This is a genomic window from Wolbachia endosymbiont (group A) of Machimus atricapillus, assembly GCF_964027095.1.
Lineage (GTDB): Bacteria > Pseudomonadota > Alphaproteobacteria > Rickettsiales > Anaplasmataceae > Wolbachia.
The window spans coordinates 544383-570819 of sequence record NZ_OZ034727.1 but is presented as its reverse complement, the minus strand read 5'-3'; the positions used below and the strand labels follow the sequence as shown (position 1 = coordinate 570819).

Here is a 26437-nt window from a genome sequence, read left to right as displayed (position 1 = left end):
GTTTTGAGAATAATTGCGTTAAGAATTTACCAATTAGTTTGAGTTTTATCAACAGGATAGTTTTTCTGCATTGACATAGATTAACAAATTAGCACAATTTCAGTAGCCGATTGCTTGCTATTATTTTTAGTATAACACTATATAAAACATGACCCTTAAAAAGCTTAATTTACACTTAGTATCAGATTCAAGTGGTGAAACTGTTATATCAGTTGCAAAATCAGCTCTGAAACACTTTCGTTCTGTAGAAACAATCGAATATGTTTGGTCTTTTGTGAAAGGAGAAGAGCAGATTGACAAAATTCTGGAGGAAATTAATAGGAAAAGTGATGAGCATAATTTTGTTATATGCACTATTACTGATGATGAGCTAAGAAAATATCTAAAAGATAACTGTATAAAGTTGAAAATTCCCTATAGAGCAATATTATCACATATTATTAGAGAAATTTCGTCCTATCTTGAAATTGAAAAAGACGAAAAGCTTGACTTGCATACTGAGATAAATAACGAATATTTTCAGCGCATTGAGGCAATAAACTACACTATTAATCATGATGATGGGCAAAATATTCAAGATATTGATAAAGCAGATATAATTTTGGTTGGAGTTTCACGTACATCAAAATCTCCCACCAGTACGTATTTAGCTTATCGAGGCTATAAGGTTGCAAATATTCCTTTTGTTAGTGGAGTACCCTTTTATGTCGACTTGGCAAAATTAAAAAATAAACTAACGATAGGGGTAACAATAGACGTAAGTAGGCTAATAGAAATACGCAAAAATAGACTTACTTCAATTAACAACGAAGATAATAATATATATGCTAATCCTAGAAAAGTAGAAAAGGAAATTAAAGAAGCAGAGGAACTATTTAAGCAGAATAACTGGCCAATTATTGATGTCACGCAAAAGTCAATCGAAGAAGTATCAGCAACAATTATACAGTATTTTAATAAAATGTGAAAAATTTATCAATTGACTAACTCTCTGTAAGTGATCATAATGTAAGGTAATTTAATTCTTACTATAGATATGAAAGTCAAAGGGTCGCTAAAATCTCATCGTAACAGAGATAAAAATTGTAAAGTTGTGAAAAGGGGTGGTAAGATTTACATTATAAACAAGGTAAAGCCAAGGTGTAAAGCGCGTCAAGGTTCTTAGCTTTTTGTTCACCTTTTCATGTTATACATTTCTTGTATGTGAAAGTACGGTGTTTATACCTAAAAAGAAGCAAAAGTTATTGTGTTTAAGCGCAGCCTTATTCATTTCTTCTCTTACATTATATTTTAGCATTAGCACAATTACAGGTAAACGTGGCTTATTGACGTTAATCGACTTAAAAAAAGAGATTGAGTACAATAAGCTTTTGCTAAAGGATGTCTCTTCTGAAAAGGAAAAGTTGGACAATAAAGTATTTGGCTTATATGAAAAAAGCTTAGATTTAGATCTGCTTGATGAGCAAGCAAAAAATGCTTTAGGTTATGTGAACCCTAATGAACTTATGGTTGTTCTTGACGTGGAATAGCAGTAGACTTCTTGCGTTACCTCCTGTCATTCAAGCCCCTTTCTTGTCATCCCAGTGCCCCTATGATGTCATTCCAGTGCTTGACACTGGAATGACATCATTATAGAGTGAACCAGTGTCAGCTACTTTCATGACACCATTCTTTTTTCTGGATTCCAGTGCCAGTTACTTTCATGACACCATCATAAAGTGAAACTAGATTCCAGCGTCACGCGCTGGAATGACAAAAAAGAGTAGGTTTTTTATGTGATTATGCAAGAAGCTAGTGTAAATTTAAGTTTTATCTACCGCTTGATCAAAAAAGAATAAGTTTAGTAAAAAATAATGATATTATTAGTGGAACATAAAATAGTCCCACTGCAGTACTAATTAGAAGCAACAGAGTAGCTTTATCTGGTTGATAATTCAAAATATTAGCAAGTATTATACTGGACCCAGAAACTGGAATAATAGCCAGCAACATCAGTGCTTTATATATACTCTCGTCGTATACACCTATAACATGTTTGTCTAGAAGGACAATTCCTAAAACAAACAGTGGCCAGAATACGTACTTTGCTGTAATAGTGATCAAAGCAAGCTTCCAATCTACTTTAAAGCTTGTAATATTTGCAATGCTCACTCCAAGTAGCATCATCCCTAATGTGACAAATGTACTTCTAATATTCATCATAACATCTGTTAAAAAAGTAGGTATTTGTATATCATATATACTTAAAAAGAAGCCCAGAACCATCGCATAAAGCGAAGGAAGTTTGAACAACTTTAATATGCATTCTTTTGCGGTATAAATACCATTTGCAGCTATGTAAAATCCTAAGCTATTTTCAAACAACGCCATTCCTATATAACAAACAACATATACAGATACTGAATCTTCATCAAACAAAGCCATGGCAATCGGCAGGCCAAAATACCCCATACTTGTGCTGCCCGAGCTAAACGCTAATATGTTTCTCGTGTTATCCTTAAATAAAAAAGAAGAAAGATAATACACTGATAAGGACATAGTGCTACCTATAAACCATATCAAAATCGGCAGAGAAATTACTTTTAAATTAACTTCTGTATGAGAGACTCCATATAAAATCACTATTGGATTAGCTATATAAAAGAGTATTTGAGATATAGTGTTTCTGTCAATTTTAAGACATTTTCCTGATAAATAACCAATAAATATTGTAATATAAATAGGTAATATTTTTAGGAAAAGAGTAAGGAACATACTAGCCTATTGTGATACTTTTGACTAATAAAGTGATATTAGATCTTAAGGTATTATAAAAGTAAACAAAATTTATTTTCCAATTTATCCAGTTCATAGTTAATTAAAAAAGATTCACTTAGTGTCAAAATTTGTTTTTACATAAGACTTAAGAATGACATTTTTATGATAAAATTATGTTAAGTTTCTATAAAGCTCCTTGCATATTTTTGAATAATGATGAAAAATTAAACTGCTTGTGGTAATTTAGACGGACTGTTGAAAAAGTAAGAGGAAATAAGTAAAGTTAGGACAGAGAGTAAGGGCTTTAACATAGTTGTCATATTTTTCTTTAATTAACCCTAGTGTCCAATTTACCCACCATAGCTTCACATGAGGTGTTTCTAACCATTTTAATAACAGTAAAAAATGTTCTTCTTTCAACGCTTTAAATGTGATATTTTTATTCATTAATTAAAAATTTCAAATGTTACTACCCTTTCTATTAATCCTGTCTCTAATTGCTAAGTTCATTGAAATTGACATTTCCGTACCTAGTTTTCCTGATATGGTGCACTATTTTAACGTATCAGAAGGCACAATTCAATTAACTATTGCTTATAATTTCCTAGGCTTTTGCATAGGAGGGTTGTTTTTTGGTCCATTGTCTGAATGCTATGGCAGAAGAAGGATTATGATCATAGGTAACACTTTGTTATTAATCGGCGCTGTTGGTTGTGTTTTTGCACCGTCGATTTTTTGGCTTTTAATTTCTCGCTTTGTTCAGGGCATTGGTGTTAGCACATCTGTAGTTGTGTTTGCAATCGTTGCAGACAGCTACAAAGGCGACGAAGCGGTGAAATTTATTGGAATCATGAATTCTGTTCTTACAGTTGTCATGGCAATTGCGCCAGTGTTAGGCAGTTTCATTAATGAAATTGTAGGATGGCGTGGTAATTATGCAACTGTTGCAATACTTTGTTTGATCTCTTGGGTTTTGCTGCTTTTTCTGTTACCAGAAACAAAAAAGGATCGCGATGCTTTCAGTTTGAAAAAAATAATGAAAGATTACAGAAAACTACTATCTAGTCCGAGGTTTGTTACGTTGTCTTTAATGTCAAGCCTCTTTTCTGCTGCGTATATGTCATTCATTACTTGTGGACCTTTTTTGTATATGGAGACTTTTGGTTTATCTAGCACTATTTATGCACTACATCAAGGTGCAATAGTTGGGTGCTTCTCACTCATTAGTCTATTTGCTGGCAAAATCTTACAGAAACTTGGAGCAATATGGTGTGTAATTTCTGGTACGAGCGTGGGTGCTATTGGGTCTCTATTGCTTGTAATATTCAGTATAATTGTACCCCACTCTTTCTACTTAGTAACACTGTCTATGATTATTTTTTCTATCGGTTGTGCAATTTGCCAGCCAGTGATTTTTAATGCATCAATAAATGTTTTCCCTGAAATTAAAGGCACAGCTTCTTCTGCAGTCTCGTTCATTAGAGCTTTTATCATGGCTATTTTTATCGGCTTAACAAGCTACGTTTACAACGGTCAAGCAATTAGTGTAGCTGTTCTTGTTCTATCCGCGATAGTACTAGAACTTGTTTTTACTGCCTGTTTATTGTTTTTAAAAGATCCGGTATAATTAATGATCTTTTTACAGATGTGAGCGATTAACTTTCCCCGGCCAATCTTTCTGCTTCATTACGTGAAATTAATGCCTCAATAAATTCATCTAGTTCACCTTCTTTTATAATCTGCTCTAGCCGATGTGAAGTTAGATTAATTCTGTGGTCTGTTATTCTTGATTGTGGAAAATTATATGTTCTTATGCGCTCGGAACGATCACCAGAGCCAATCTGACTTTTTCTCATTGTTGACCTTTCCATTTCTTTTTTTTGTCTTTCAATTTCGTATAGCCTTGCCCTCAATACTTTAAGCGCTTTAGCTTTATTTTTGTGCTGCGATTTTTCATCTTGCTGTATTACAATTATCCCTGTTGGCAAGTAGGTGACCCTTACTGCGCTGTCAGTTGTATTCACTGATTGCCCTCCAGGACCACTGGATCTATAAACATCTATTCGTAAGTCTTTTTCTTCTATTTTAAAGTCAACTTCTTCTACTTCAGGTAATATCGCAACAGTAGCGGCAGAGGTATGTAACCTTCCTGAGGATTCAGTTTCTGGCACTCTCTGTACTCTGTGTGCTCCTGATTCAAATTTCAACCTTGCAAAAACTTCTGTTCCATTAATGAGTGCAGAAGCTTCCTTATAGCCACCTATACCTGTATTAGAAATGCTTATTGGCTCGAACTTCCAATTTCTTCTTTCTGCATATTTTTGATACATACGAAATAACATTGCTGCAAATAATGCTGCTTCTTCTCCTCCTGTACCTGCTCTGATTTCCAATATTGCATTTCTTAAGTCATCTTCATCTTTAGGCAATAATGCTAACTTTAGTTTTGCTTTTACTTTTGGTAATAATACCTTGTGCTTTTCGAAAAATTCTTCTTTTGCTAACTCTTTTATATCTCCTTCGCTGTTTTCATCTTTCATTATTTCCTCTAAGTCTGAAATTTCCTCTTTCAGCGTGTTATATTCATCAATTATCTTGATTATTGGCCTGAGCTCAGAGTACTCCTTTAAAAGAGTAATGAATTCTTTTTGACTTAAATTGGCAGGGTTTTCCAAGTTCCTTTCTATATCACTAAATTTTTTCTTTAAGTCTTGTAAATTATTCTCTATATTCATATAGCACAGATCTAGTATTTTAACTAAGTAATATATACTGAAATAAAAAATTTCTTATATCAAGCAATAACACTATAATATATCTACTACCTTCTACTTGAATATAATGGCAAGACAGATAACATCAAGCTGCAATTTCATATTTGGAGCTTCGGACATGAAATCATTACCAGATGAGTCGGCTCCAGAGATTGCGTTTGCTGGTAGATCAAATGTAGGAAAATCCAGTCTGATCAACTTACTGATAAACAGCAAAAAAGCTGCCAGAGTTTCCTCTAAACCTGGATGTACTAGACAAATAAATTTTTACTCTATGTACAATGATAAATTCAGACTTGTTGACCTACCAGGGTATGGTTATTCTCATGCAGGTAAGGAGGAAATTATACAATATTTAAACTTAATTGAGTATTATCTAATTCAAAGAAAAAATCTAAGAAGAGTGTTTGTGTTGATAGATAGCAAGGTAGGATTAAAAGAAATAGACAAAGACTTCATTTATTGGTTAATATATAATAATATTAACTTTAACGTTGTGCTAACAAAAATAGATAAAGTGAGTCAAAAAAGCCTAGATGCCATTCTAGAAGATACTCAAAAATGGATTAATAATGAGAATGTGTCAATTCATCAAATAAGCATCCGTATTAAGCATAAAATAACCAAGGTAAGAGATGAGTTTTTCAAGTTTACAAGATAAAAAAATGAAGAGTAGTGAATTTTTAAAGGGTGAAGTATCATTTGAACAAAAAGCAGAAATATTACTTGAAGTGTTATCTAACATACCTAGCTTTGTGGGTGAAACTTTTGTCATTAAATGTGGCAGCGTAACGATCTCAGATGAAACACTATTCTATACTTTTGTGCATAATGTTGTCTTATTAAAGCAGCTTGGTATAAATCCGGTGATAGTTCATGACGGAGAATATGAAATTAACTCAGTGTTAAAAATGCTGGGTATGGACAGTAAGTTTGTGAATGGTATCAGACTTACAGACAAAGACACTATAAAAATCATTGAAATGGCACTGTGTGGTTCAGTTAATAAAAAAATTGTTCAGCATATAAATTCTGCTGGTGGTTCAGCTATTGGATTATGTGGAAAAGACGGCAACTTAATAAAAGCTGAAAAGATAAGCGCTACGCTTAAGGAAGACAGATCAAATAACATCGAAAAAATACTAGACATGGGATTCATCGGTAGGCCCACTGAAATCAATCCTGATATATTATTTTTTATTGAAGAATCAGATTTTATACCAGTTATTGCACCAATTGGTCATGGAAAAAATGGGGAAACATATCATATTGATGCCGATAGCACTGCAAGCACAATTGCAATTGCAGTTTCTGCATCTAAAATGATAACCTTTAGCGATACAGGTGAAGAAATAGATAAAATTGGTGGCAGGAAGATATCTGTTAAAAATTTAAATGCATCGATTGATTGTGGCAAAATTCAAGGAGAAAAATTTATTAGAAGGCTTATGGCATATACTAAAATGGTAGAGGAATGTGCTGGAGTTGTTCACATAGTTGATGGTAGAATACCTAACATTATGCTTGATTTATTTACTGAGAATAATTCAAGCATATCAATTGTGAGTGATTTATAACTAGACAACTACACGAATAGACTTCTTGCATAACCATATGACGAACTTTTCTTGGGAATAGAAACGAAAAAACTTACTTGACAAACTCCGCCGGCCCCCTTATTATGACAATAAGGGTATTTATGACTCAAAACTTGTTTTTGACCTGCAGGCTCAATGACAAAATTCAGTAAAAAACTTAGGGTATTTTTTGACGGATTACATAAAATTATAGCGGCTGCATGTCTTTTAAATTTTTTCTACATTCAGCCAAAACGCGCTTAAACTAAGCGTCAGCACATTATTACAGCGCCACTTACAGTAATATAGAGTCAAAACTCGCACCACGGGAGTTCTTTGCCTTTTTTTTCATTTGGTAAATTTCTTAATGTTTGTAGCTAAAAGAGCCCAAGAGAGGTGTCATCCCGCTGCTTGTTAGCGGGATCTATGTTAAGAGATACCGCGAATGAATCACGGTATGACGTAGGAATGAATCGCGGTATGACGTAGGACTGCTGTCATCCCAGTGCCCAGACACTGGGATCCAGTTTTCCATATAATCTCATCGAAAATGTTGTAACCACTTTCTATGCTAGTTTGCTTGCTTACAAGCAAACTTTTCTGGATCCCAGTGTCTGGGCACTGGGATGACAAAAAAGGGGCTACTCGGATGACAAAGAAAGAGGCACTGGGATGACGAGAAAGGAGTACTGGGATGACACCTACGCACGCTCACTTTGTCATTCCAGCGTGTGACCAGAAAAAACATAGACCCCAAGTGTCAGCTACTTGAACAACATCACTTTGCTTAAAAATTGCAACGTTTGTACACGGTATGACGTTAGCTATTGTGCTACACCTTTCCCCTTTCCCCTTTCCCCTTTCCCCTGAAACTAAAATCTATATACTTAACTTTAGAAACTTCAAAATACGATGCGATCTAATATTAGAGAGTTATTTTGCTATATAAAGCCTAATCTATCTTATTTCATCATAGCTTTTATTGCAGTTTTATTTTCAGCCTTAACGATCCTCCTCTTTGGCAGAGGCTTAAGCAACATAATTGATTCTGGCACAGAGCACGATTTTACTACCAAACTATTAGTTGCAATACTTATAGTTTTAGCCATTTCTCTCACTGCATTTACTCGGTTATATTTCATTGGCATTGGCAGCGAGAAAGTTATCGCAAGAATCAGATATGACTTATATAGCAGTATCACTGACTTGCAACCAAGTTTCTTTGAGAACACAGGCGTACAAGATGTTATCTCAGCACTCATTACTGATACCTCTGCGCTGCAATCAATAATAAATAGCAGCCTACTCACCATATTGCGAAATTTTGTAATATTAATTGGCAGTGTTGCCATGTTATTATATACAAATCTGCACCTAACTGCGTATGCAGCCGCAATAGTACCTATACTACTCATTATCATGACCTCACTTGGAAAAAAAGTGCGTAGCTATGCACGCTTTGCCCAGGATAAATTAAGTGAGCTTGCGTCATTTAGTGAGGAAAACTTTCGATCTATAGTGACTATCAAGTCGTTTGTACTCGAAGAAAATGAAAAAATCCGTTTTCAAGAGTATTTAAACTCAGTATCAAAATCATACGTAAAATTAGTACTCTTGCGTGCTATTTTAGTAACTCTAGTTATCACGTGTGTGATAGGTTCACTAGTTGTTTTGCTCTTTTTTGGTATTAAAGAAGTCTTAAGCAATAATATAACTATTGGAGAACTCTCCTCATTTGTGTTTTATTCAGCGCTTGCGGCAGGAGCTATAAATAATTTGAGCGATAATATCAGTGATTTACAACGAGGTCTTGGAATAGTAGAGCGTTTATTTGAATTTAAAAATATGAAAAGCTCTATAGCAGATGCCAATGATCCTATAAAAATTTGTAGTGTTCAAAAAGGAATTTCGTTTAATGGCGTGACATTTTTTTATGAATCTCAGTCTGATAAGCCAGCGTTAAATAACATATCATTTTCTATAAAGGCAGGTCAAGTAGTATCAATTGTTGGACCATCTGGCAGTGGTAAAAGCACCATTTTAAAACTTCTGCTCCGTTTTCATGATCCAAGCAGAGGCAGCATTACTATCGATGGGCACAATATTAAGTCAATTGCGTTAAATGACCTCAGATTGTTGTTTGGCTTAGTGCCACAAGATAACATAATATTCTCTTGCTCAATAATGGAAAATATACTATATGGCAAACCTGGTGCTGAATATGAAGAAGTGAAGCAAGCAGCTATCAGCGCTTATGCGATGGAATTTATTGATAAGCTGCCTGATAAATTTGATACATTTGTAGGAAAAAGAGGATTAAAACTTTCTGAAGGACAAAAACAACGTATTATAATAGCAAGAGCCATACTCAAAAACCCTCAGGTTTTAATACTGGATGAAGCAACCTCTGCCCTTGATTATAAAAGTGAGAACCTCGTGCAAAAAGCATTAAGCAAGTTAATGCAAAACAGAACAACGATCGTAATTACACACAGACTATCAACTGCACTTAAAACTGACAAGATTATAGTAATTAATCACGGAAAAGTAGAAGAAGTAGGGACTCATGACTCCCTAATAAGTAAAGACGGGTTGTATGCAAAACTGGCGAAGATACAGTGGAATTGAAAGAAAATTTACATCATATCGTTAGTTGATATGCTAGATTTATAATTAAAGTTATTAAATTTTTAATCATTTTAATTTATAATAATCTTATAGTATTTTTTTAAGGATCATTATGACTTATCATTACAGTAATTTACCAAAACTACCATGTACGGGTTATAATTTGCCAGCTTTACCAGCACCAGTATCGAACTGTGCACAAGCTTGTGCACCTGCATACGCACCTTGTGCTACTAATTCGTGCCACAATCATTTTAACTCATATCATAACTATTATGACACATGTTATAATCCTTGTGATGAATTTGGGTTTCTTTATTAGAAGATTGTTTTTAAACAACTCATAAACGCACGTCTAGCTATACGTGCTTCCAAGAGCACATGGTTTCCCATGTGCTTCACATTTTGCTTGAAAATATAATAAACAGGTGCTTACTTGTTATTCACAGTAACCATATATTACAATTTATTTCAGCAACACGACTAATTTGACTACTGACAGCTTCTTCTTGGAATCTTATCATTATTCTACCATAGTAAAACTTTTAACTCTAATATCTGCTACATTAAAGTCGTATTTTGAAATGTACTGTAAGTTTGTATATGCTAATTTTAGCCTCAAAATTATTAAATCATTAACTTTTTTATCCTATAATAATCTAATAGTTATTTTTTAAAGGATTCTTATGAATTATAATTTTTCCTCATCTCCACGTGTTGGTTCATGTATTCCTACGCGCACAGCTTGCACAACTGACCCACGGTACCATCATAATTTTGATCCACATTGTCATAACCACTTTAACCCACATTGCCATGACCACTTTGATCCGTGTTATGATAGACTCGAATTAAATATACAGCTTCCTGATATAAAAATACCTCCTCGTCCTGAGGTAAAATGTCCTGAGGTAAAAATACCTCCTTGTCCTGATGTAAAATGTCCTGATGTAGAAATACCTCCTTGTCCTGAGTGTCCTGCTTGTCCAGAACCTAAAAAACCAATTGACTTTTCAAAACTTACAATAGCAGTTGACGCAACTTCTGGAGAGATTAAAGATGCCATTACTAAGAAAACTAGTGGCTTAAAATTTGCAGACTGTAAAGAAATTATAGATAAAACTGACAACAACCTTGAAATTGATCCAGACAATCGTCTCAAAGGAGGATGTGATAGCAATTCTGAATGCAAAGCTTGTGTGGATGCGATAAATGCTTCTATAATAGACTCACGCAAAGAACCAGCATTTTTTTCTGAAAAAATGTCAGTACCAGAAGATACTGTTCATATTATATAAAGGCAACCAAGGTGTGTACATTGTTAGTACACACCCCCATTTTATGTTAATTCTTATTTATTAATGGAGCTATTTTATGTTAAAAAACACTTTTCCTTATTCAAATTATAAGCATGCAAGTCATGTACGTCAACTGCCACGTATGTTAAAAATTAATTTACATACAAAGCTAGATGATTGTAAAGACCCTAAGTCCGAGATTGATGATAAGACTAAGAATGAACTGAAAGAAAAGATTAAAAATGAACTAGAGAAAGATCTTAAGTTTGAGATTGATGATAAGACTAAGAATGAACTGAAAGAAAAGATTAAAAATGAACTAGAGAAAGATCTTAAATTTGAGATTGATGATAAGACTAAGAATGAACTGAAAGAAAAGATTAAAAATGAACTAGAGGAAGATCTTAATTGTGAGATTGATGATAAGACTAAGGATGAAATAAAAGAAAAGATTAAAAATGAACTAGAGAAAGATCTTAAATTTGAGATTGATGATAAGACTAAGGATGAAATAAAAGAAAAGATTAAAAATGAACTAGAGGAAGATCTTAATTGTGAGATTGATGATAAGACTAAGGATGAAATAAAAGAAAAGATTAAAAATGAACTAGAGAAAGATCTTAATTGTGAGATTGATGATAAGACTAAGGGTGAATTGATAAAGGAAGTAGAAAAAAAAATAGACAAAGAATTAAAGGTAAAGTTAAATTGTGACATATTAAAAACGTGTAACCTTGAAGAGAAAACTAAAGAAATAATTGATGATGGTGGGTGTAACCGAAAAGGATGTGAAAACAGCAAAAAAGATGGTAACTATATTGACGTAAGTAACGATGGTAAGCTTTATATAAGAGAGGCAATAAATAAATTATACCCTGACTTAAGTGCAGACATTATTGACAAGATTAAAACTAATGATTATTATGTAAAACAATTTGGTATAACGGCAACTGACTGCAATAAGAATGGCATGGAATACCCTTTTATCACTTGGAGAGGAACTATGAATTCATGGTGCGTTACTATTCCTTCGAATAGTACTTGCAAAGAATCTTATAATATACGCCAAGTTGGTAACAAAGATCATTGGCCTGATTGGTATGCATCTTGTAAGAATGACATATTTTCTGACAATAGTTATTTAGTTAACACAAGAGCATATTACTACCCTGACAGTATTGACAGAGGCAAGCCAGTGGTGGTGCTCTCTCAAAGTCAATCACTGATGATTGCTGACAAGAAAACAGATAGACTTGTAAGAAAAGATGGAACAATAAGTAATAAAACTTTTGATGAATGCAGAGCATTTTTTGATCAGAAGGAAAGAATAACTGATTGTACAGAAGGTGGCAGAGATTGTGAATTGTGCAAAGAAGTAATTTGGGATTCTTCGGAGGTAGTGCCAGTGTTTTTTATATAAATGATATTTTGAACAGGGAATGGTATAAGCTTATACGATTTTGATACATGTGCCATTAAAGAAAAGACTGCAAGATTAGGCTTTTGCATAACCATATGAAAAACCAATAGCCCATTCTTCTTTGTCATTCCAGCGTTACGCGTTGGAATGACAGGGCTATAGGTGTCATCCAAGTAGCTGACACGGAGCAACACGTCATACCACCGCGGCCGCTAACGGGTAGCGGAATGACAGTTCTTCAAATTGTCGGTAAACCTAAGTCACTTTAGCTATAGATTACATCAGATAACCCTTCAACTCCTTCCATTTATCCACTATACTGCTACAAGTCTTATAGCTTTTTAGTTAATGAACATTTTCAAACAGGTTTCCTCTCTAATTTCCAGCAAATTAAATGAGTTGAAGCAAAGGGGTGTCATAAATACAAGTGCGGCAAATTTTATTGTAGAGCCTCCAAGCAATAGAGCGCATGGAGATATTTACACAAACGTTGCCATGGTGCTTGCAAAGCATGAAAAGAGGAATTCAGTTGAGATTGCAGGGATCTTAGCAAGAGAATTTAAACCTTTTGATGAAGTTGCAAAAGTGGAAATAGCAGGCCCTGGTTTCATCAACATGCACTTAAAAATAGAAGTATGGCATGGAATTTTAAAACAAATAAATGAGCTAAAAACAGAGTTTGGCACCCTAGATATAGGGAACAATCAGGCCATCAATGTTGAATTTGTATCGGCAAATCCAACTGGTCCACTGCATATTGGTCATGCAAGAGGAGCAATATTTGGTGACGTTTTGGCAAATTTATTGAAAAAAGTTGGTTATAAAGTTACTAAGGAATACTATATTAATGATGCTGGAGCGCAGATAGATACACTAATAAAGTCAGTATATTTGCGGTATAAGGAAGCTCTGGGAGAAAAAATCAGCATTGAAAAAGGTTTATACCCAGGTGAATATTTAAAACCGATAGGGAATGGGCTGGCCAAAAAATATGGCAAGGAGCTTCTAGAAAAGCAAGATAATCAGGTGATTAGGGAATATACTTTAAGTTCTATCTTAGAAATCATAAAGGAAGACATGAACTTACTTGGGGTAAGTCATGATGTTTTTACTTCAGAGTATGAGCTACAAAAAAGTGGCAAAATTGAAGAGAGTATAAAGATATTGTCTGACAAGGGTTTGGTGCATGAAGGGTACCTGGAGAAACCAAAAGGCAAAGAAAGTGAAAACTGGACTTCCAGAAAAGAAATGTTATTTCGCTCTACAAAATTTGGTGATGACGTTGACCGCGCATTGAAGAAAGAGGACGGCAGTTGGACTTATTTTGCCTCAGATATCGCTTACCATTTTGATAAGATATCACGTGGTTTTAATAATATGATAGTAGCAGTCGGTAGTGATCATAGTGGTTATATCAAAAGGCTAAAAGCAGTTGTCTCTGCACTAAGTGATGATCAAGCAAAAATAGAGGTAAAACTGCATAATATTGTGAATTTTTTCGAGAATGGCAAACCTGTTAAGATGTCCAAAAGATCAGGAAACTTCCTCACAGCAAGAGATGTAGTGGAAGAAGTTGGCAGGGACATAACTCGTTTTATAATGTTAACACGCAAGAATGATATGGTCTTGGACTTTGATTTTGCTAAAGTTAAAGAACAGTCAAAAGACAACCCTATTTTTTACGTGCAATATGCGCATGCTCGTGCTCATTCGTTAATGCGTAATGCTCCAAAAGAGCTCCCAACAGCAGACCCTTCACTTTTAAAGACAGATGGGGAGCTCTTCCTCATAAAAACCTTAGCAAAGTGGCCAAATGTGATAGAAACAGCGGCAAGACTTTATGAGCCACACAGAATTACTTTCTACTTACTTGAAGTTGCAGAAGCGTTTCACGTTTTATGGGGGTATGGCAAGAGTGATTTAAACATGCGGTTCATACTGGAAGACAACTTAAACCTCACCGCTGCAAGAATGTTCCTTGTACAAGCCTTAGCACACGTCATCGCTTCTGGACTTTCTATCTTCAATATAGAGCCTTTGGAAGAAATGAGTTGATTTTTTTGCCATAATACATGATAATTAAAATATTATTGAAGTAGGGGTAAAATTATGACAATGAACTATGAGCAGTGGAAAAGAATGTTAAGCGCAGTTGATAAGGAGGAAGGCTTAAGTAAAGACAACGTAATTGACAAAATAAAAGAGGAATTAAAGAAATATCCAGAAGAATATAAGAAATGGGAAGAAGCTGGTTTTGATGTAGATTACCTATTTGAAATTGAAGATGATACATTAGATGATACATTAATAGCATATGATCGATTTATGTTATTGCATTCAGCTGCTAAAAATGGTCATGCAGATGTAGTAAATGCTCTAATACAAAACGGAGCAAATGTTAATGCAGAAGATAATTTTAAAAGTACTCCTCTATATGATGCTGCTAACAAAGGTTATATAGAGATAGTAAATGCTCTAATACAAAACGGAGCAAATGTTAATGCAGAAGATAATTTTAAAAGTACTCCTCTACATAATGCTGCTAGAAATGGTCATATAGAGATAGTAAATGCTCTAATAGATAGAGAAGCAGATGTTAATGCAGAAGATAATTTTAAAAGTACTCCTCTACATAATGCTGCTAGAAATGGTCATATAGATACAGTAAAAGTTCTAATAGCAAAAAGAGCAGATGTTAATGCAAAAGATATAGATGGATACACTCCTTTACATTTGGCTGCTAGAAATGGTCATGTAGACACAGTGAAAGTTCTAATAGCAAAAGGAACAGATGTTAATGCAGAAGATAATTTTAAAAGTACTCCTCTACATAATGCTGCTAGAAATGGTCATATAGATACAGTAAAAGTTCTAATAGCAAAAAGAGCAGATGTTAATGCAAAAGATATAGATGGATACACTCCTTTACATTTGGCTGCTAGAAATGGTCATGTAGACACAGTGAAAGTTCTAATAGCAAAAGGAACAGATGTTAATGCAAAAGATCAAGATGGATGGACTCCTTTACATTTGGCTGCTTACAAGTGTCATATAGATATAGTAAAAGTTCTATTAAAAAAAGGAGCAGATCTTTTATTAAAGAATAATTCTGGAAAAACTCCAAGAGATTTAGCTAGAACTGGTGATATAAAGAAGCTTCTGGAAGAAGAAGAAAAACAGCTAAAAAAACTAAACGAAGAAAAAAACGATTTACCGCAAGATAAGGATGATAATAAGGATACAACACCTCTTCTGGAAGAAACAGAAAAAAAACAACCTACATCAGCGATTAAAAAAGGTGTTTTTGCAGGTGGTGCAGTCGCAGTATTAGGCACTGCTGTAGCAGTGGCACTTTTTGTAACCGGAACGGTTGCAGTTGAGTTAATACCTATAGTAACAGCAGTGGTTGCAATTGCAGCAGCAGCACTAGCAGTTGGTGGTATCACATATATGATGTTAAAACCTAGTACTAAAGTAGAAGAAGTGAAAGAAGAACAAGGCCCACCAAATGAGCAGAAAATATATGCAGGGTATTTTATGTAATCCTATTGCTTGACAATATGGTCTAATTGTTATCTAGATTCCAGTGTCACGCGTTAGAATAACAAGTGGAGTGTCTGTAGGTGTCATTCTAGTCTGGAATCCAGTTTTCTTTACAAATTCACCAAAAGTGCTTCATTCTATAACGCAAAACCCATACTCACCAAACCCAATGCATTACTTGCAATTAAGTTTCCTGGATCCCAGTGTCTGGGCACTTGGATGACAAGAAAGAGGCTACTTGGATGACACCCTGACAACCTTCATCCCGCTACGTGTTAGCAGGATCTAGAGATACCGTGACAGTATGACGTAGGACTGCTGTCATCCCGCTACGTGTTAGCGCCACGCACAACTGTACGAACGTTGTAGTTTGGGCCACCAGTGGGCAGTGCCCAGACACTGGTTCTATGCAACTTAATTAAAAACGTTTGTTTTAGCGTAAGACAACTACCTTTAGCTCATCAGCTCAGTTATAAGCAAAATTTCTGGATTCCAGACTGGAATGACACCATTTGCTGTCTTCAAAAATGAATGTTTGTACAGCTATGCATAACTCTTTCAGATTTCATAATATCTCTTGCCACTCATCTGAACAGATACCCATTTTGGAGGGATACCAATAATAGTTGTGAGCGGGTGACCACTAGTCCACAAGCATAACACGCTCACGAAACTTTAATGCGATAGCTTGATTTCTACTGAAAGACAGCATTATGCCAAGTGCGATGCTCGAAGATAAAAGAGAAGAACCACCATAGCTAAGTAGTGGCAGGGTTATGCCGGTGGTGGGAAAAACACTCAATGTTACCCCTGTGTTTATTATGAATTGTGTGATGAATTGAATTGAGATACCAAGAATCACCAATAGATTGAATAATTCATTTTCTCTATATGCAACGTAAAGCAAGCGGGCGGAAATGATGCCAAATAACATCAATGTGGCTAAGCACGTAATCAAACCAAATTCTTCTGCTAAAACAGAAAACACAAAATCTGTATGACAATCAGGAAGAGAGGTTTTTACGCTACCTTCACCAGGTCCAACTCCAGTTAATTGACCTCTTTTGAATGCTTCTAATGATTTTGTGACTTGAAAGTTATCGCGTTGCGTAAAAAAGACAAAATTGTAAATCCTTTGCTTTATATGTGGGAGGCATAAGTAAGCTATTGTAGTTCCAGTTGTGGCCATTCCTATTATGCATAGAAAGTATAAAAGTGGTATACATGCAATAAACATTTGACCAATAAAAGAATATGTTAAAAGCATGGACATACTGAAATCAGGTTGCAAAAGTAACAACACAAAAACTAACAGAAATATTATGATTGATATGTGCATTTTAAACTTCATTCCGCTGGCTAAGATACTAGCTATAACAACAGAAAAAAATGGCCTTACGAACTCAGATGGTTGAACTGAAATTTTGACAATATGTAACCATCGTTTCGCACCTTTTACCTCTATACCAAGTATTATCGCAACTGCCACTAAAATAGTAAATAAAATGAAACCTGCGAATGAGAGGTTAAGTATAGTTCTTGTGTTGAGAAAAGAAAATGTCACCAGGGTAATTAGTGACAGGACTATATAAATTGTATGGCGCCGTATAAAATAATCTTGTGGTAAAGAAAGACGCTGCGCAATTACAGGGCTTGCTGAATAAACAAGAATGAAGCTTATAGTGAGCAAAAAAAACACTGGAAGGATGAGATAATAATCCAGCGTTCTATACCAGAATTTAATATTCATTTTGTTCCAATGTGTAATGCCACTATTCCATAGCTCATATTATGAAACTCAACATTCTTAAAGCCTACCTCTTCAATTTCCATTTTAAAATCAGCCTGAGTTGGAAACTCTCTAATGCTCTTCACTAAATATTCATAAGAACTCCTGTCTTTAGCAACTATGCTGCCAATTTTAGGAATTACTTTAAATGAATATAAGTCATAAAGTTTGGTAAATATCTCATTTTGATAGTGCATAGGGGCAAATTCTAAGCAGATAAATTTTCCATGTGGTTTTAATACCCTGTGCGCCTCATTTAAAGCCTTCTTGCGGTCAGAAACATTTCGAATGCCAAAAGCTATTGTGCAATAATCAAATTCGGAGTCTTCAAATGGTAAACTTTCTGCATTCGCACATACCCAATCAAAATTAATTTGGTTTGAATTTATAGCTTTATCACGTCCTCTGCTTAGCATATTTTGATTTATGTCACATACTGTAACCTTAGCACTTGGCTCTTTTCTTACTATTCTTATTGCTATATCTCCAGTTCCTCCAGCAATATCTAAAATCTTAGAGTTTTTTGTAAAATGCACACTATTTACCATCTTATCTTTCCATAATCTGTGCATTCCGAGGCTCATTATATCATTCATGGTGTCGTAGCGACTTGCCACGGAATCGAATACCTCTTTAACTAATTGTGATTTCTTCTCGATTTTTATAGTAGACATTACGTAAAGTCGCTCAACTCCTTTATAATTAGTAAAAATTAATTTGAATTAACACAAATGTCAACGACAGGCCTTGAGCCTGTTGAAATCTTCTTCAGCGTGGTATGATGACCGAGTTAGTGGGCTTGATGCAACCACTAAGAAACCTTTGGAGTAAGCAACGTATTTATAATGCTCAAATTCCTCTGGGGTAACATACCTATCAAGTTTTGCATGTTTTGGAGTTGGTTGTAGATATTGACCAATTGTAATAAAATCAACCTCAGCACTGCGCAAATCGTCCATAACCTGAAGTATTTCCTCTTTTGTTTCTCCAAGACCAACCATAAGCCCTGACTTTGTGAAAACTTTAGGATTAATCTGCTTTACCATCTTCAACAAATATAGTGAATGAAAATAGCGAGCTCGTGGTCTTATTTTTGCATACAATCTCGGCACTGTTTCAATATTGTGGTTATAGACATCAGGTGATGCAACAGCAATTGCTTCAAATGCTCCTTTCTTATTTAAAAAATCAGGAGTTAAAATCTCTATTGTTGTTTCTGAAGTTATCTTTCTAATTTCTTCTATGCACTGTATAAACTGATTTGCGCCACCATCTGGTAAATCATCACGATCAACAGAGGTAATGACAACATGTTTTAAGTTTAACTTTTTTATCGCTTTTGCTAAATTTTCTGGCTCATGAGGGTCTAGTTTATCAGGAATGCCAGTTGCAACGTTGCAAAATGCACAAGCACGAGTACAAACAGAACCAAGAATCATCACAGTAGCATGACGTTTATTCCAACATTCACCAATATTTGGACATGCAGCTTCTTCACATACCGTATGTAAGTTATGCAGTTTAACGATGTTTAAAGTTTCATTGAATACTTCACCGGTCGGAGCTTTTGCTCTGAGCCATTGAGGTTTGCTATGCATCTGAAACGGCTAACTCTACCTCTTGCTTTACTAAAACTTTTTTCAACCTTCTTTTTATCTTCTGCGCTTTTTCACTTAGTTTAATCGTTCTTGTGTTGAGCAAAAAAGCATCTAAATCACCTTTGTAATCTATAGTTCTCAAAGTTCTTGTTGCCACACGAAATCTAAACTTTTTATTCAATATATCACTTGTCAACGTAACCTTATGTAAATTTAAAAGAAAGGTACGCTTTGTTTTACGATTCGAATGTGATACCTTATTACCAAAAGATTTTTTTCTATTTGTTAATTCACAAACTCTACTCACTTCAATATACCAAATTATTCTATGTACTTAGATTACCTTATATAGTCAAATAGTCAATACTCTCTTGCTTAATTTTTATACCATATACTGCTTTGTAGCCAAAAAATATCGTAATTTTTTCTATTATAAGAGAAATCATATGCTGAATTTCTAATGCTTTACTGCCATTTGTTACTACTAGATGCAATACACCAGAATTTACATTCTGTGCATATGAGATCTTTTTCGGTTTTGTACACTCTGCTATTTCTTTCCCTACTATATTTCGCCAGTTTAAAATCAGACGTATTTCATTTTTGCTAATCTTATTTTTCATGCATTTTAATGCGTAATTTTCAATTATAGACTTTAATTTTTTTGGACCGCTACGTTTGAGCATTTTTCTGTTTTGTTTCTAGTATAACTAAATAAGTAAGGTTTACTACTACATTGGATTTCCTCAGTGCCAAATCCAAGTAGCTAACACTGGGATGACAACCTTCTAACTACTTTACAAACCTCTAGCCTCACACCGTAAAAAGCAGTATTTTTATGTAAAATTTATCTCAACGTAGCACTTGTCAGGCAAGTCGTAATCACGTTCCATCCAAAAATTTTTGTGCTGCCATCTTTGCCTCATAATTAACCTTCTAGCTGTTTTAATTGTAATTAGTTAAATTATTATTAACCTGAGTGAATTTTAAATTAGATTTAAAAAGTACAGTATTGTCTAAAATGAATGATATACGGTGTCCGAATTTTAGACTCCTTCTTTTTTGTTGTCATCCCAGTACTTGATACTGGGATCCATTTTTCTTTTTTTTCTGGATTCCAGCGTCACGCGCTAACTTTTAATAGCGATAGTTATTTCTTATTTGTTAAGATCTTTCCTCAATCCAAGCTGCTTGAATGGCTTCGAGTATTTTCTCGTTACAGCGTTTTTCATCATCATCAAATTCCTCTAAACTCAAGACCTTTTTTTTAAGCTCAGTGAATCTGATATTAATTATATTCTCATCTGGAAATTTTTCCTCTAGAGCTTCTACAATATCTTCTATATCAAGCCATTTCATACTTTTTTGTATTTATCTGCTAAGTTAAATTGGTGCCCATGGGGAGACTTGAACTCCCAAGGTCGCAAAACCCACGGATTTTAAGTCCGCTGCGTCTACCGATTCCGCCACACGGGCTTTTTTTTATCTATCTAGAGTAAAACTCTACTACTAAATTGACTTCCATGTCTGCTGAATAAGGAACCTCAGAATATTGAGGTGACCTCAAATACTTCACTGAATGCTCTTTACTATCTGTCTCTAAATAATCCGGAGCCTTGCGCTCTTGTTTTTGTTCAGCCTCTACTACTACAGGGATTTTTGCTGCCCTTTCTCTTATTTTTATTATATCACCTGGTTTCACTCGATAACTCGATATGTTGACCACCTTATCATTAACTGTAACGTGCTTATGAGATATGAGCTGCTTCGCTGCATAAATTGTTGGCACAAGACCAGAGTGGTATAAAACAGAACTGAGCCTTGATTCTAAAATACCGATAAAATTATCAGCCGTATAACCCCTTCTGTTATAAGCATCTAAAAATGTACGTCTGAGCTGCTTACTTGAAATCGCATAGTAAAACTTAAATTTCTTATGCGCAGCAAACTGCTTACCAAAGTCGGATAACTTCTTGAATCCAAGAATACCATGTTGACCTGGAGGGTATTTCCTTTTGTTTACTGGGTCTTTAGCTCTACCCCATAAATTTACACCAAGTCTACGGCTAATCCTATACTTTCTAGTGATAACAGTTGTCATATAAAAACTCTCACGATTTAACTTTAGATTATTAAGGATTTTAGCATTCAGTGTCAACTTGTTTTTGCTGATATAATCTTTTATACTTCATTTTTAAGTTTTTCTATTAACACATGAATCATTCACATTTGGAATCTATGGCAAACGCCATCCGTTTTTTATCAATTGATGCAGTACAAAAAGCAAACTCTGGACACCCAGGTATGCCACTTGGCATGGCAGATGTTGCAACTGTTTTGTTTGCTAAATATCTGAATCATAATCCTGATGATTCTAAATGGTTCAATAGAGATCGCTTTGTTTTATCAAACGGTCATGGGTCAATGTTACTATACTCAATATTATATTTGACAGGTTATACTAGCATAGATGAGCTAAAAAACTTTAGGCAAATGGGATCCAAGACCCCAGGTCATCCAGAGTTTGGCTTGACTTCCGGGGTAGAGGCAACAACAGGCCCGCTCGGTCAGGGGTTTGCCGCTGCTGTTGGCATGGCACTTGCTGAATCAATCCTTAAAAAGCAATTCAGAATCAATCACTACACTTACGTAATGCTAGGGGATGGCTGTCTTATGGAAGGAATAAGCCATGAAGCAGCATCACTTGCTGGGCATCTTAAATTGAATAAATTAATAGCCCTTTTTGATGATAATGATATCTCTATAGATGGCGCTACTTGCCTTTCCTGCTCTGATGATGTAGAGAAACGCTTCTTAGCGTATGGATGGAATGTTGACAAAATTGATGGCCATGATTTTGATGCCATATCCCTTGCAATAGAGCAAGCAAAAAAGTCTGATAAACCTACAATGATCTGCTGCAAAACTATTATCGGAAAATTTTCAAGCCGTGCTGGCACATCCTCTGCTCACAGTGGTGCTTTTTCGGAGGAAGACATCAAACAGATGAGAGAGAAATTAAACTGGAATTACGAGCCATTCCATGTGCCAGAAGATGTGAAAAACGCCTGGAAGAAAACTGTTGAGAGAGCAAGGCAAAATTACAATTCATTGTCATTCCAGCATGTGACCAGTGAAGAAGAAAAAGAATGGATCCCAGTGTCAAGCACTGGGATGACAGAAGAGAATGCTGGGATGACAGAAGAGAATGCTGGGATGACAGAAGAGAATGCTGGGATGACAGGATATCATGCAGAACTTCAAAGGCGACTAGATGAGCGTCTGCCAGATAACAGCAATTCGGTGTCATTCCAGTGCTTGACACTGGAATCCAGTGAAAATAAAGAACTTCAAAGACGGCTAGATAAACGTCTAACAGACAATATCGATAATGTTTTGGCTAACTTGAAGAAACAAATACACGAGACAATGCCAAACGAAGCTACACGTTCTTCTTTCGGCATGGTAATGGAACTTTTAACACAACATATGCCGGAATTAATCGGCGGTTCTGCTGATCTTACTGGGTCAAATTGCACTAAATATAAGCACATGCAGGTAATAGATAGTAATAATTATAGTGGTTCTTATGTCCACTATGGAGTGAGAGAACACGCTATGGCAGCATGTATGAATGGTATGGCACTTCACGGCGCGATTCTTCCTTATGGTGGCACTTTTTTGGTATTTTCCGACTACTGTCGTCCTGCTATACGTCTTTCAGCTTTGATGAAACAGCAGGTTATCTATGTGATGACTCATGACTCAATTGGAGTGGGAGAAGATGGCCCAACTCACCAACCAATAGAGCATTTAGCCTCTCTTCGTGCTATACCAAATCTATATGTTTTTAGGCCAGCCGATGCAGTTGAAACTCTAGAGTGTGTTAGCATTGCACTCGAAAAAAAAGAATCACCTGCACTGTTTGCGCTCTCAAGGCAAAACGTAAGTTACATGCGCAAATTCTATTTTGATATTGATCAATCTGCTAATCTATCGAAGTTTGGTGCATATGTTTTGTGTGAATGTTCAAAAGAATTAAAAGTGACAATATTTGCTACGGGGTCCGAGGTTGAAATTGCAGTTGAAGCAAGGGAGAAATTGCAGGAAAAGGGTATAGGTACAAGGGTTGTTTCTATGCCATGCTGGAGACTTTTTGATGAGCAAAGTGATGAATATAAAGCGGCAATATTAAATAATGACAGCATCAAAGTTGCAATTGAAGCTGGAAGTGAAATGGGTTGGCATAAATATATAGGTTCAAACGGTATATTTATTGGCATGAAAAGCTTTGGAGAATCAGCACCTTATAAAACACTTTATGAGCATTTTAATATCAGCGCTGATCACGTAGTAAAATGTGTGTGTGAATTTTATCATTCCACTGTATATATTCAATAGAAACCACTTGACAAACTCTGCCAGCCCCTTTATCATGAAACTGAAGGTATTCAGTTATTCTTCATCTGTGCAGATTAAACAGCAAGAAAACAACGTAGTTGGCGTCTTATTTTTAATTTTTTGCACTATGTGCACCTTATGTCTTCACAACATTTCTAGGTTTTTACCTACACAAGCTGAAACGCGCTTATAAGTCGTTTAAGACAGTATAGTACGCCAATTTGCAGGATTAGAGAGTGACAACTAGCTAACACGGGATTTCTTTGCCTTTTTTTCTGCTTAGTAAATTTCTTAAACATTTAAACAAAGGTGAGTTGCATTTAAAAGCAGCTAAATTGCAGTGTTTAAGACTTAAAAAACGCCAATACTGAAAGTAGACAATGACTAGGGCTTCTTTTGCCTTTTTTTTCGTTTGGTAAATTTCTTAACGTTTGTAGCTAAAGTAACTTAGGTTCACCGACAACCGTCATCCCGCTACTTGTTAGCGGGATCTATGCTAAGAGATACCGCGGCGGTATGACGTAGGACTGCTGTCATTCCAGTGCCAGCTACTTTCATGACATCATCATAAAGTAAAATGAGATCCCAGTGTCACGCACTGGGATGACAGGAGAAGGTACTGGGATCTAGCCTTTATTATTTGGTTGAAATTAAGTCTTCTGGATCCCAATGTCAGCTACTTTCATGACATCATCATAAAGTAAAATGAGATCCCAGTGTCACGCACTGGGATGACAGGAGAAGGTACTGGGATGACACCGTCATAAAGGAACCAGTGCCTGGGCACTGCCCTCTTGGATGGAAACCAGTGTCAGCTACTTGGATGCATCCCACCATGTCATTCCAGCGCGTGACGCTGGAATCTAGTAAACCTTTAGCTATATTATGTCATGGTCTCCTGAACTATTCGGTGGTTCTAACACAACTGGTTGGTCAGATTCAGATGATGATTGTATTGGCTCATCAGACCCAAACAACCATGAAAAAACCCCACCAAAAAATGATGCAATTAATGAAAAAGGCTTCATAAGTATACTAAACAAACTACCAAAAAAAGAGCTCGGCTGTTCTTCTGTTTGTGCAGGTTCTATGGGAGCAATAGGCTGTGCACTTCCGGTTGCTACATCAGTTCCTTTTTCTGCACTGGTGGCGGGTTGTCCTCCATTATTTTGTGTAGGTCCTGTAGGTTGACTACCGTTGCTTACACCAGTTCCTTGTCCTGCACTGGTGGTGGGTTGTCCTCCATTATTTTGTGTAGGTCCTGTAGGTTGACTACCATTGCTTACACCAGTTCCTTTTTCTGCAATGTCTGATTCTGATTTAGCATCACCTTCTTGCTTTTCTTTCTTTTCTGTACCAGCATCTTCTTCTTGAACCCCTTTACTATCCGTCGATGGCTCATCAATTAAACCAGCATCAGGGCTTTCTGCGGCTTTTTGAAATAGAGTTTTTATTTCTTCGTTAGTAGTTAAATCGAAAGGAGTTTTTTCATCTTTATCTTTTACATTAATATTTGCTCCTGCTTTTATTAGAGCGTCTACTACCTCTTTGTTGTTATTTCGAGCAGCAAAATGTAAAGGAGTCTCTTCTTTATCATTTTGTGCATTAACATTTGCCCCTTTATCCAATAGGGCTTTTACTACATCTTTTTCGCCATTTCCAGCAGCAAAATGTAAAGGAGTCCATCCACCCTTATTTTGTGCATTAACATTGATCCCATTTACTTTCAGTAGGGCTTCTACTACCTCTTTATAGCCATTGAAAACGGCAAAATGTAAAGGAGTCCATCCATACTTATTTTGTGCATCAACATTTGCCCCTTCATCCAATAGGGCTTTTACTACATCTTTATAGCCATTTAGAGCAGCAAAATGTAAAGGAGTCCGTCCACCCTTATTTTGTGCATTAACATTGATCCCATTTACTTTCAGTAGGGCTGCTACTACCTCTTGATGGCCATTGAAAACGGCAAAATGTAAAGGAGTCCATCCACCCTTATTTTGTGCATTAACATTGATCCCATTTACTTTCAGTAGGGCTTCTACTACCTCTTTGTCATTCTTTTCAACAGCCAAATGTAAAGGAGTATTTTCAGAATCACCTGTTGCATTAACCTGTGCTTTTCCTTCTTTACCCAACAGATTTTTTACATCATCAATATTACCGTTTTCAGCAGCCTTAAGCAGTTTATCATTGGCCTTTTTTACGCTTTGCAATAGATCTTGTATTCCTTCATCAGTGGCTAAATTGGAAGGAGTCTTTCCTTCATCATTTTGTGCATTAACATTTGCCCCTTTATCCAATAGGGCTTTTACTACATCTTTTTTGCCAGTTAGAGCAGCCTCATGTAAAGGAGTTTTTCCAGAATTATCTTTTGCATTAACATTTGCCCCTTCATCCAATAGGGCTTTTACTACATCTTTTTTGCCATATTCAGCAGCCCAATGTAAAGGAGTACATCCACTATTATTTTTTGCATTAACATTTGCCCCTTTATCCAATAGGGCTTTTACTACATCTTTTTCGCCATTTAGAGCAGACCAATGTAAAGGAGTATTTCCAAAATTATCTGTTACTATATCTTCATTTACATCACTCATCCCACACCTCCTGTAAAATTATATTATCACGGCAAAGCCGTTAATAATCTAT

At 35.5% G+C, this 26437-nt stretch carries 25 protein-coding genes and 1 tRNA gene; 13 read left to right on the top strand and 13 right to left on the bottom strand.

Annotation, left to right across the window (positions count from 1 at the left end):
- The first annotated feature begins 148 nt into the window (after positions 1-148).
- The 4 genes from AAGD68_RS02790 to AAGD68_RS02775 all read left to right on the top strand — a co-directional run bounded on the left by AAGD68_RS02790 (position 149) and on the right by AAGD68_RS02775 (position 1635).
- On the top strand, positions 149-967 hold the full coding sequence (locus AAGD68_RS02790; protein WP_253309258.1) for a pyruvate, water dikinase regulatory protein: 819 nt from the start codon (positions 149-151) through the stop codon (positions 965-967).
- Positions 968-1036: 69 nt separating this feature from the next.
- On the top strand, positions 1037-1165 hold the full coding sequence (gene ykgO / locus AAGD68_RS02785) for a type B 50S ribosomal protein L36 (RefSeq protein WP_006279631.1): 129 nt from the start codon (positions 1037-1039) through the stop codon (positions 1163-1165).
- A 49-nt stretch (positions 1166-1214) separates the two neighbouring features.
- The gene (locus tag AAGD68_RS02780; protein ID WP_253309259.1) at positions 1215-1529 is read left to right on the top strand and encodes an FtsB family cell division protein; all 315 of its coding nucleotides are present in this window, start codon (positions 1215-1217) and stop codon (positions 1527-1529) included.
- Positions 1498-1635 carry a hypothetical protein gene (locus AAGD68_RS02775; protein ID WP_264688100.1) on the top strand — a complete coding sequence of 46 codons (138 nt, stop codon included), beginning with the start codon at positions 1498-1500 and terminating at the stop codon, positions 1633-1635. The genes AAGD68_RS02780 and AAGD68_RS02775 overlap by 32 nt, the downstream gene beginning before the upstream one ends.
- A 189-nt stretch (positions 1636-1824) precedes the next feature.
- Here the strand turns inward: AAGD68_RS02775 and AAGD68_RS02770 are convergent, their stop codons facing one another.
- The gene (locus AAGD68_RS02770) at positions 1825-2754 is read right to left on the bottom strand and encodes an AEC family transporter (RefSeq protein WP_253309260.1); all 930 of its coding nucleotides are present in this window, start codon (positions 2752-2754) and stop codon (positions 1825-1827) included.
- 466 nt (positions 2755-3220) lie between these two features.
- On the opposite strand from AAGD68_RS02770, the gene AAGD68_RS02765 reads away from it, so the two are divergent.
- Positions 3221-4384: a multidrug effflux MFS transporter gene (locus AAGD68_RS02765; RefSeq protein ID WP_265016353.1), complete on the top strand. Its 1164-nt coding sequence runs from the start codon at positions 3221-3223 to the stop codon at positions 4382-4384.
- Between the two features lie 28 nt (positions 4385-4412).
- On the opposite strand, the gene prfA is transcribed toward AAGD68_RS02765, so the two are convergent.
- Entirely contained in the window at positions 4413-5492 is a 1080-nt protein-coding gene (gene prfA, locus AAGD68_RS02760) for a peptide chain release factor 1 (protein ID WP_341814359.1), read from the bottom strand.
- A gap of 103 nt (positions 5493-5595) precedes the next feature.
- Here prfA and yihA point away from each other — a divergent pair, with 103 nt between their 5' ends.
- Together yihA and argB are read left to right on the top strand one after the other, a co-directional pair.
- A complete protein-coding gene (gene yihA / locus AAGD68_RS02755) occupies positions 5596-6192 on the top strand; it encodes a ribosome biogenesis GTP-binding protein YihA/YsxC (RefSeq protein WP_373457554.1) in 597 nt (198 codons plus the stop codon).
- 4 nt (positions 6193-6196) lie between these two features.
- Positions 6197-7108: an acetylglutamate kinase gene (gene argB, locus AAGD68_RS02750; protein ID WP_253308952.1), complete on the top strand. Its 912-nt coding sequence runs from the start codon at positions 6197-6199 to the stop codon at positions 7106-7108.
- Positions 7109-7558: 450 nt separating this feature from the next.
- Here the strand turns inward: argB and AAGD68_RS02745 are convergent, their stop codons facing one another.
- Entirely contained in the window at positions 7559-7741 is a 183-nt protein-coding gene (locus tag AAGD68_RS02745; RefSeq protein ID WP_341814358.1) for a hypothetical protein, read from the bottom strand.
- 279 nt (positions 7742-8020) lie between these two features.
- On the opposite strand from AAGD68_RS02745, the gene AAGD68_RS02740 reads away from it, so the two are divergent.
- The 5 genes from AAGD68_RS02740 (at position 8021) to AAGD68_RS02720 (ending at position 15997) form a co-directional block, all read left to right on the top strand.
- Positions 8021-9736: an ABC transporter ATP-binding protein gene (locus AAGD68_RS02740; protein WP_265016351.1), complete on the top strand. Its 1716-nt coding sequence runs from the start codon at positions 8021-8023 to the stop codon at positions 9734-9736.
- 686 nt (positions 9737-10422) lie between these two features.
- Positions 10423-11034 carry a hypothetical protein gene (locus tag AAGD68_RS02735; protein ID WP_341814357.1) on the top strand — a complete coding sequence of 204 codons (612 nt, stop codon included), beginning with the start codon at positions 10423-10425 and terminating at the stop codon, positions 11032-11034.
- Positions 11035-11110: 76 nt separating this feature from the next.
- Positions 11111-12454 carry a hypothetical protein gene (locus AAGD68_RS02730; protein WP_265045464.1) on the top strand — a complete coding sequence of 448 codons (1344 nt, stop codon included), beginning with the start codon at positions 11111-11113 and terminating at the stop codon, positions 12452-12454.
- Between the two features lie 348 nt (positions 12455-12802).
- Complete coding sequence (gene argS, locus AAGD68_RS02725; RefSeq protein WP_341814356.1) at positions 12803-14509, top strand: arginine--tRNA ligase; 1707 nt, start codon at positions 12803-12805, stop codon at positions 14507-14509.
- Positions 14510-14563: 54 nt separating this feature from the next.
- Positions 14564-15997, top strand: coding sequence for an ankyrin repeat domain-containing protein (locus tag AAGD68_RS02720; RefSeq protein WP_341814355.1), 1434 nt, complete (start codon positions 14564-14566; stop codon positions 15995-15997).
- A 643-nt stretch (positions 15998-16640) separates the two neighbouring features.
- Here AAGD68_RS02720 and AAGD68_RS02715 read toward each other — a convergent pair.
- The 8 genes from AAGD68_RS02715 to rpsD form a co-directional block, all read right to left on the bottom strand.
- Positions 16641-17747 carry an FtsW/RodA/SpoVE family cell cycle protein gene (locus AAGD68_RS02715; RefSeq protein WP_253308944.1) on the bottom strand — a complete coding sequence of 369 codons (1107 nt, stop codon included), beginning with the start codon at positions 17745-17747 and terminating at the stop codon, positions 16641-16643.
- Positions 17744-18460 (bottom strand): bifunctional demethylmenaquinone methyltransferase/2-methoxy-6-polyprenyl-1,4-benzoquinol methylase UbiE, encoded by a 717-nt coding sequence (gene ubiE, locus AAGD68_RS02710; RefSeq protein ID WP_253308943.1) that lies wholly within the window; start codon positions 18458-18460, stop codon positions 17744-17746. The genes AAGD68_RS02715 and ubiE overlap by 4 nt, the downstream gene beginning before the upstream one ends.
- 60 nt (positions 18461-18520) lie before the next feature.
- The gene (lipA, locus tag AAGD68_RS02705; protein ID WP_264732375.1) at positions 18521-19384 is read right to left on the bottom strand and encodes a lipoyl synthase; all 864 of its coding nucleotides are present in this window, start codon (positions 19382-19384) and stop codon (positions 18521-18523) included.
- Entirely contained in the window at positions 19377-19691 is a 315-nt protein-coding gene (gene rpmB / locus AAGD68_RS02700; RefSeq protein WP_006279619.1) for a 50S ribosomal protein L28, read from the bottom strand. Before rpmB ends, lipA begins: the two co-directional genes overlap by 8 nt.
- A 37-nt stretch (positions 19692-19728) precedes the next feature.
- Entirely contained in the window at positions 19729-20070 is a 342-nt protein-coding gene (locus AAGD68_RS02695; RefSeq protein ID WP_182182927.1) for a DUF721 domain-containing protein, read from the bottom strand.
- Positions 20071-20548: 478 nt separating this feature from the next.
- Positions 20549-20743, bottom strand: a complete 195-nt coding sequence (iscX, locus tag AAGD68_RS02690) for a Fe-S cluster assembly protein IscX (protein WP_253308941.1) — start codon at positions 20741-20743, stop codon at positions 20549-20551.
- 30 nt (positions 20744-20773) lie between these two features.
- Positions 20774-20860 (bottom strand) — tRNA-Leu (locus AAGD68_RS02685).
- 10 nt (positions 20861-20870) lie between these two features.
- Complete coding sequence (gene rpsD, locus AAGD68_RS02680; RefSeq protein ID WP_265016347.1) at positions 20871-21485, bottom strand: 30S ribosomal protein S4; 615 nt, start codon at positions 21483-21485, stop codon at positions 20871-20873.
- 113 nt (positions 21486-21598) lie between these two features.
- On the opposite strand from rpsD, the gene AAGD68_RS02675 reads away from it, so the two are divergent.
- Positions 21599-23785, top strand: a complete 2187-nt coding sequence (locus AAGD68_RS02675) for a transketolase family protein (RefSeq protein WP_341814353.1) — start codon at positions 21599-21601, stop codon at positions 23783-23785.
- A 693-nt stretch (positions 23786-24478) separates the two neighbouring features.
- Here AAGD68_RS02675 and AAGD68_RS02670 read toward each other — a convergent pair.
- Both AAGD68_RS02670 and AAGD68_RS02665 read right to left on the bottom strand, forming a co-directional pair.
- The gene (locus tag AAGD68_RS02670) at positions 24479-24622 is read right to left on the bottom strand and encodes a hypothetical protein (protein ID WP_341814352.1); all 144 of its coding nucleotides are present in this window, start codon (positions 24620-24622) and stop codon (positions 24479-24481) included.
- Positions 24623-24663: 41 nt separating this feature from the next.
- Positions 24664-26385, bottom strand: a complete 1722-nt coding sequence (locus AAGD68_RS02665) for an ankyrin repeat domain-containing protein (RefSeq protein ID WP_341814351.1) — start codon at positions 26383-26385, stop codon at positions 24664-24666.
- Positions 26386-26437 lie beyond the last annotated feature (52 nt).

What these genes read in the sequence shown, in the direction of transcription:
- AAGD68_RS02790 (WP_253309258.1), top strand. Translation starts at nt 149, where the DNA reads ATGACCCTTAAAAAGCTTAATTTACACTTAGTATCAGATTCAAGTGGT.
- ykgO (WP_006279631.1), top strand. Translation starts at nt 1,037, where the DNA reads ATGAAAGTCAAAGGGTCGCTAAAATCTCATCGTAACAGAGATAAAAAT.
- AAGD68_RS02775 (WP_264688100.1), top strand. Translation starts at nt 1,498, where the DNA reads ATGAACTTATGGTTGTTCTTGACGTGGAATAGCAGTAGACTTCTTGCG.
- AAGD68_RS02770 (WP_253309260.1), bottom strand. Translation starts at nt 2,754, where the DNA reads ATGTTCCTTACTCTTTTCCTAAAAATATTACCTATTTATATTACAATA.
- AAGD68_RS02765 (WP_265016353.1), top strand. Translation starts at nt 3,221, where the DNA reads ATGTTACTACCCTTTCTATTAATCCTGTCTCTAATTGCTAAGTTCATT.
- prfA (WP_341814359.1), bottom strand. Translation starts at nt 5,492, where the DNA reads ATGAATATAGAGAATAATTTACAAGACTTAAAGAAAAAATTTAGTGAT.
- argB (WP_253308952.1), top strand. Translation starts at nt 6,197, where the DNA reads ATGAAGAGTAGTGAATTTTTAAAGGGTGAAGTATCATTTGAACAAAAA.
- AAGD68_RS02740 (WP_265016351.1), top strand. Translation starts at nt 8,021, where the DNA reads ATGCGATCTAATATTAGAGAGTTATTTTGCTATATAAAGCCTAATCTA.
- AAGD68_RS02735 (WP_341814357.1), top strand. Translation starts at nt 10,423, where the DNA reads ATGAATTATAATTTTTCCTCATCTCCACGTGTTGGTTCATGTATTCCT.
- AAGD68_RS02730 (WP_265045464.1), top strand. Translation starts at nt 11,111, where the DNA reads ATGTTAAAAAACACTTTTCCTTATTCAAATTATAAGCATGCAAGTCAT.
- argS (WP_341814356.1), top strand. Translation starts at nt 12,803, where the DNA reads ATGAACATTTTCAAACAGGTTTCCTCTCTAATTTCCAGCAAATTAAAT.
- AAGD68_RS02720 (WP_341814355.1), top strand. Translation starts at nt 14,564, where the DNA reads ATGACAATGAACTATGAGCAGTGGAAAAGAATGTTAAGCGCAGTTGAT.
- AAGD68_RS02715 (WP_253308944.1), bottom strand. Translation starts at nt 17,747, where the DNA reads ATGAATATTAAATTCTGGTATAGAACGCTGGATTATTATCTCATCCTT.
- ubiE (WP_253308943.1), bottom strand. Translation starts at nt 18,460, where the DNA reads ATGTCTACTATAAAAATCGAGAAGAAATCACAATTAGTTAAAGAGGTA.
- lipA (WP_264732375.1), bottom strand. Translation starts at nt 19,384, where the DNA reads ATGCATAGCAAACCTCAATGGCTCAGAGCAAAAGCTCCGACCGGTGAA.
- AAGD68_RS02695 (WP_182182927.1), bottom strand. Translation starts at nt 20,070, where the DNA reads ATGCTCAAACGTAGCGGTCCAAAAAAATTAAAGTCTATAATTGAAAAT.
- iscX (WP_253308941.1), bottom strand. Translation starts at nt 20,743, where the DNA reads ATGAAATGGCTTGATATAGAAGATATTGTAGAAGCTCTAGAGGAAAAA.
- rpsD (WP_265016347.1), bottom strand. Translation starts at nt 21,485, where the DNA reads ATGACAACTGTTATCACTAGAAAGTATAGGATTAGCCGTAGACTTGGT.
- AAGD68_RS02675 (WP_341814353.1), top strand. Translation starts at nt 21,599, where the DNA reads ATGAATCATTCACATTTGGAATCTATGGCAAACGCCATCCGTTTTTTA.
- AAGD68_RS02670 (WP_341814352.1), bottom strand. Translation starts at nt 24,622, where the DNA reads ATGGTGGGATGCATCCAAGTAGCTGACACTGGTTTCCATCCAAGAGGG.
- AAGD68_RS02665 (WP_341814351.1), bottom strand. Translation starts at nt 26,385, where the DNA reads ATGAGTGATGTAAATGAAGATATAGTAACAGATAATTTTGGAAATACT.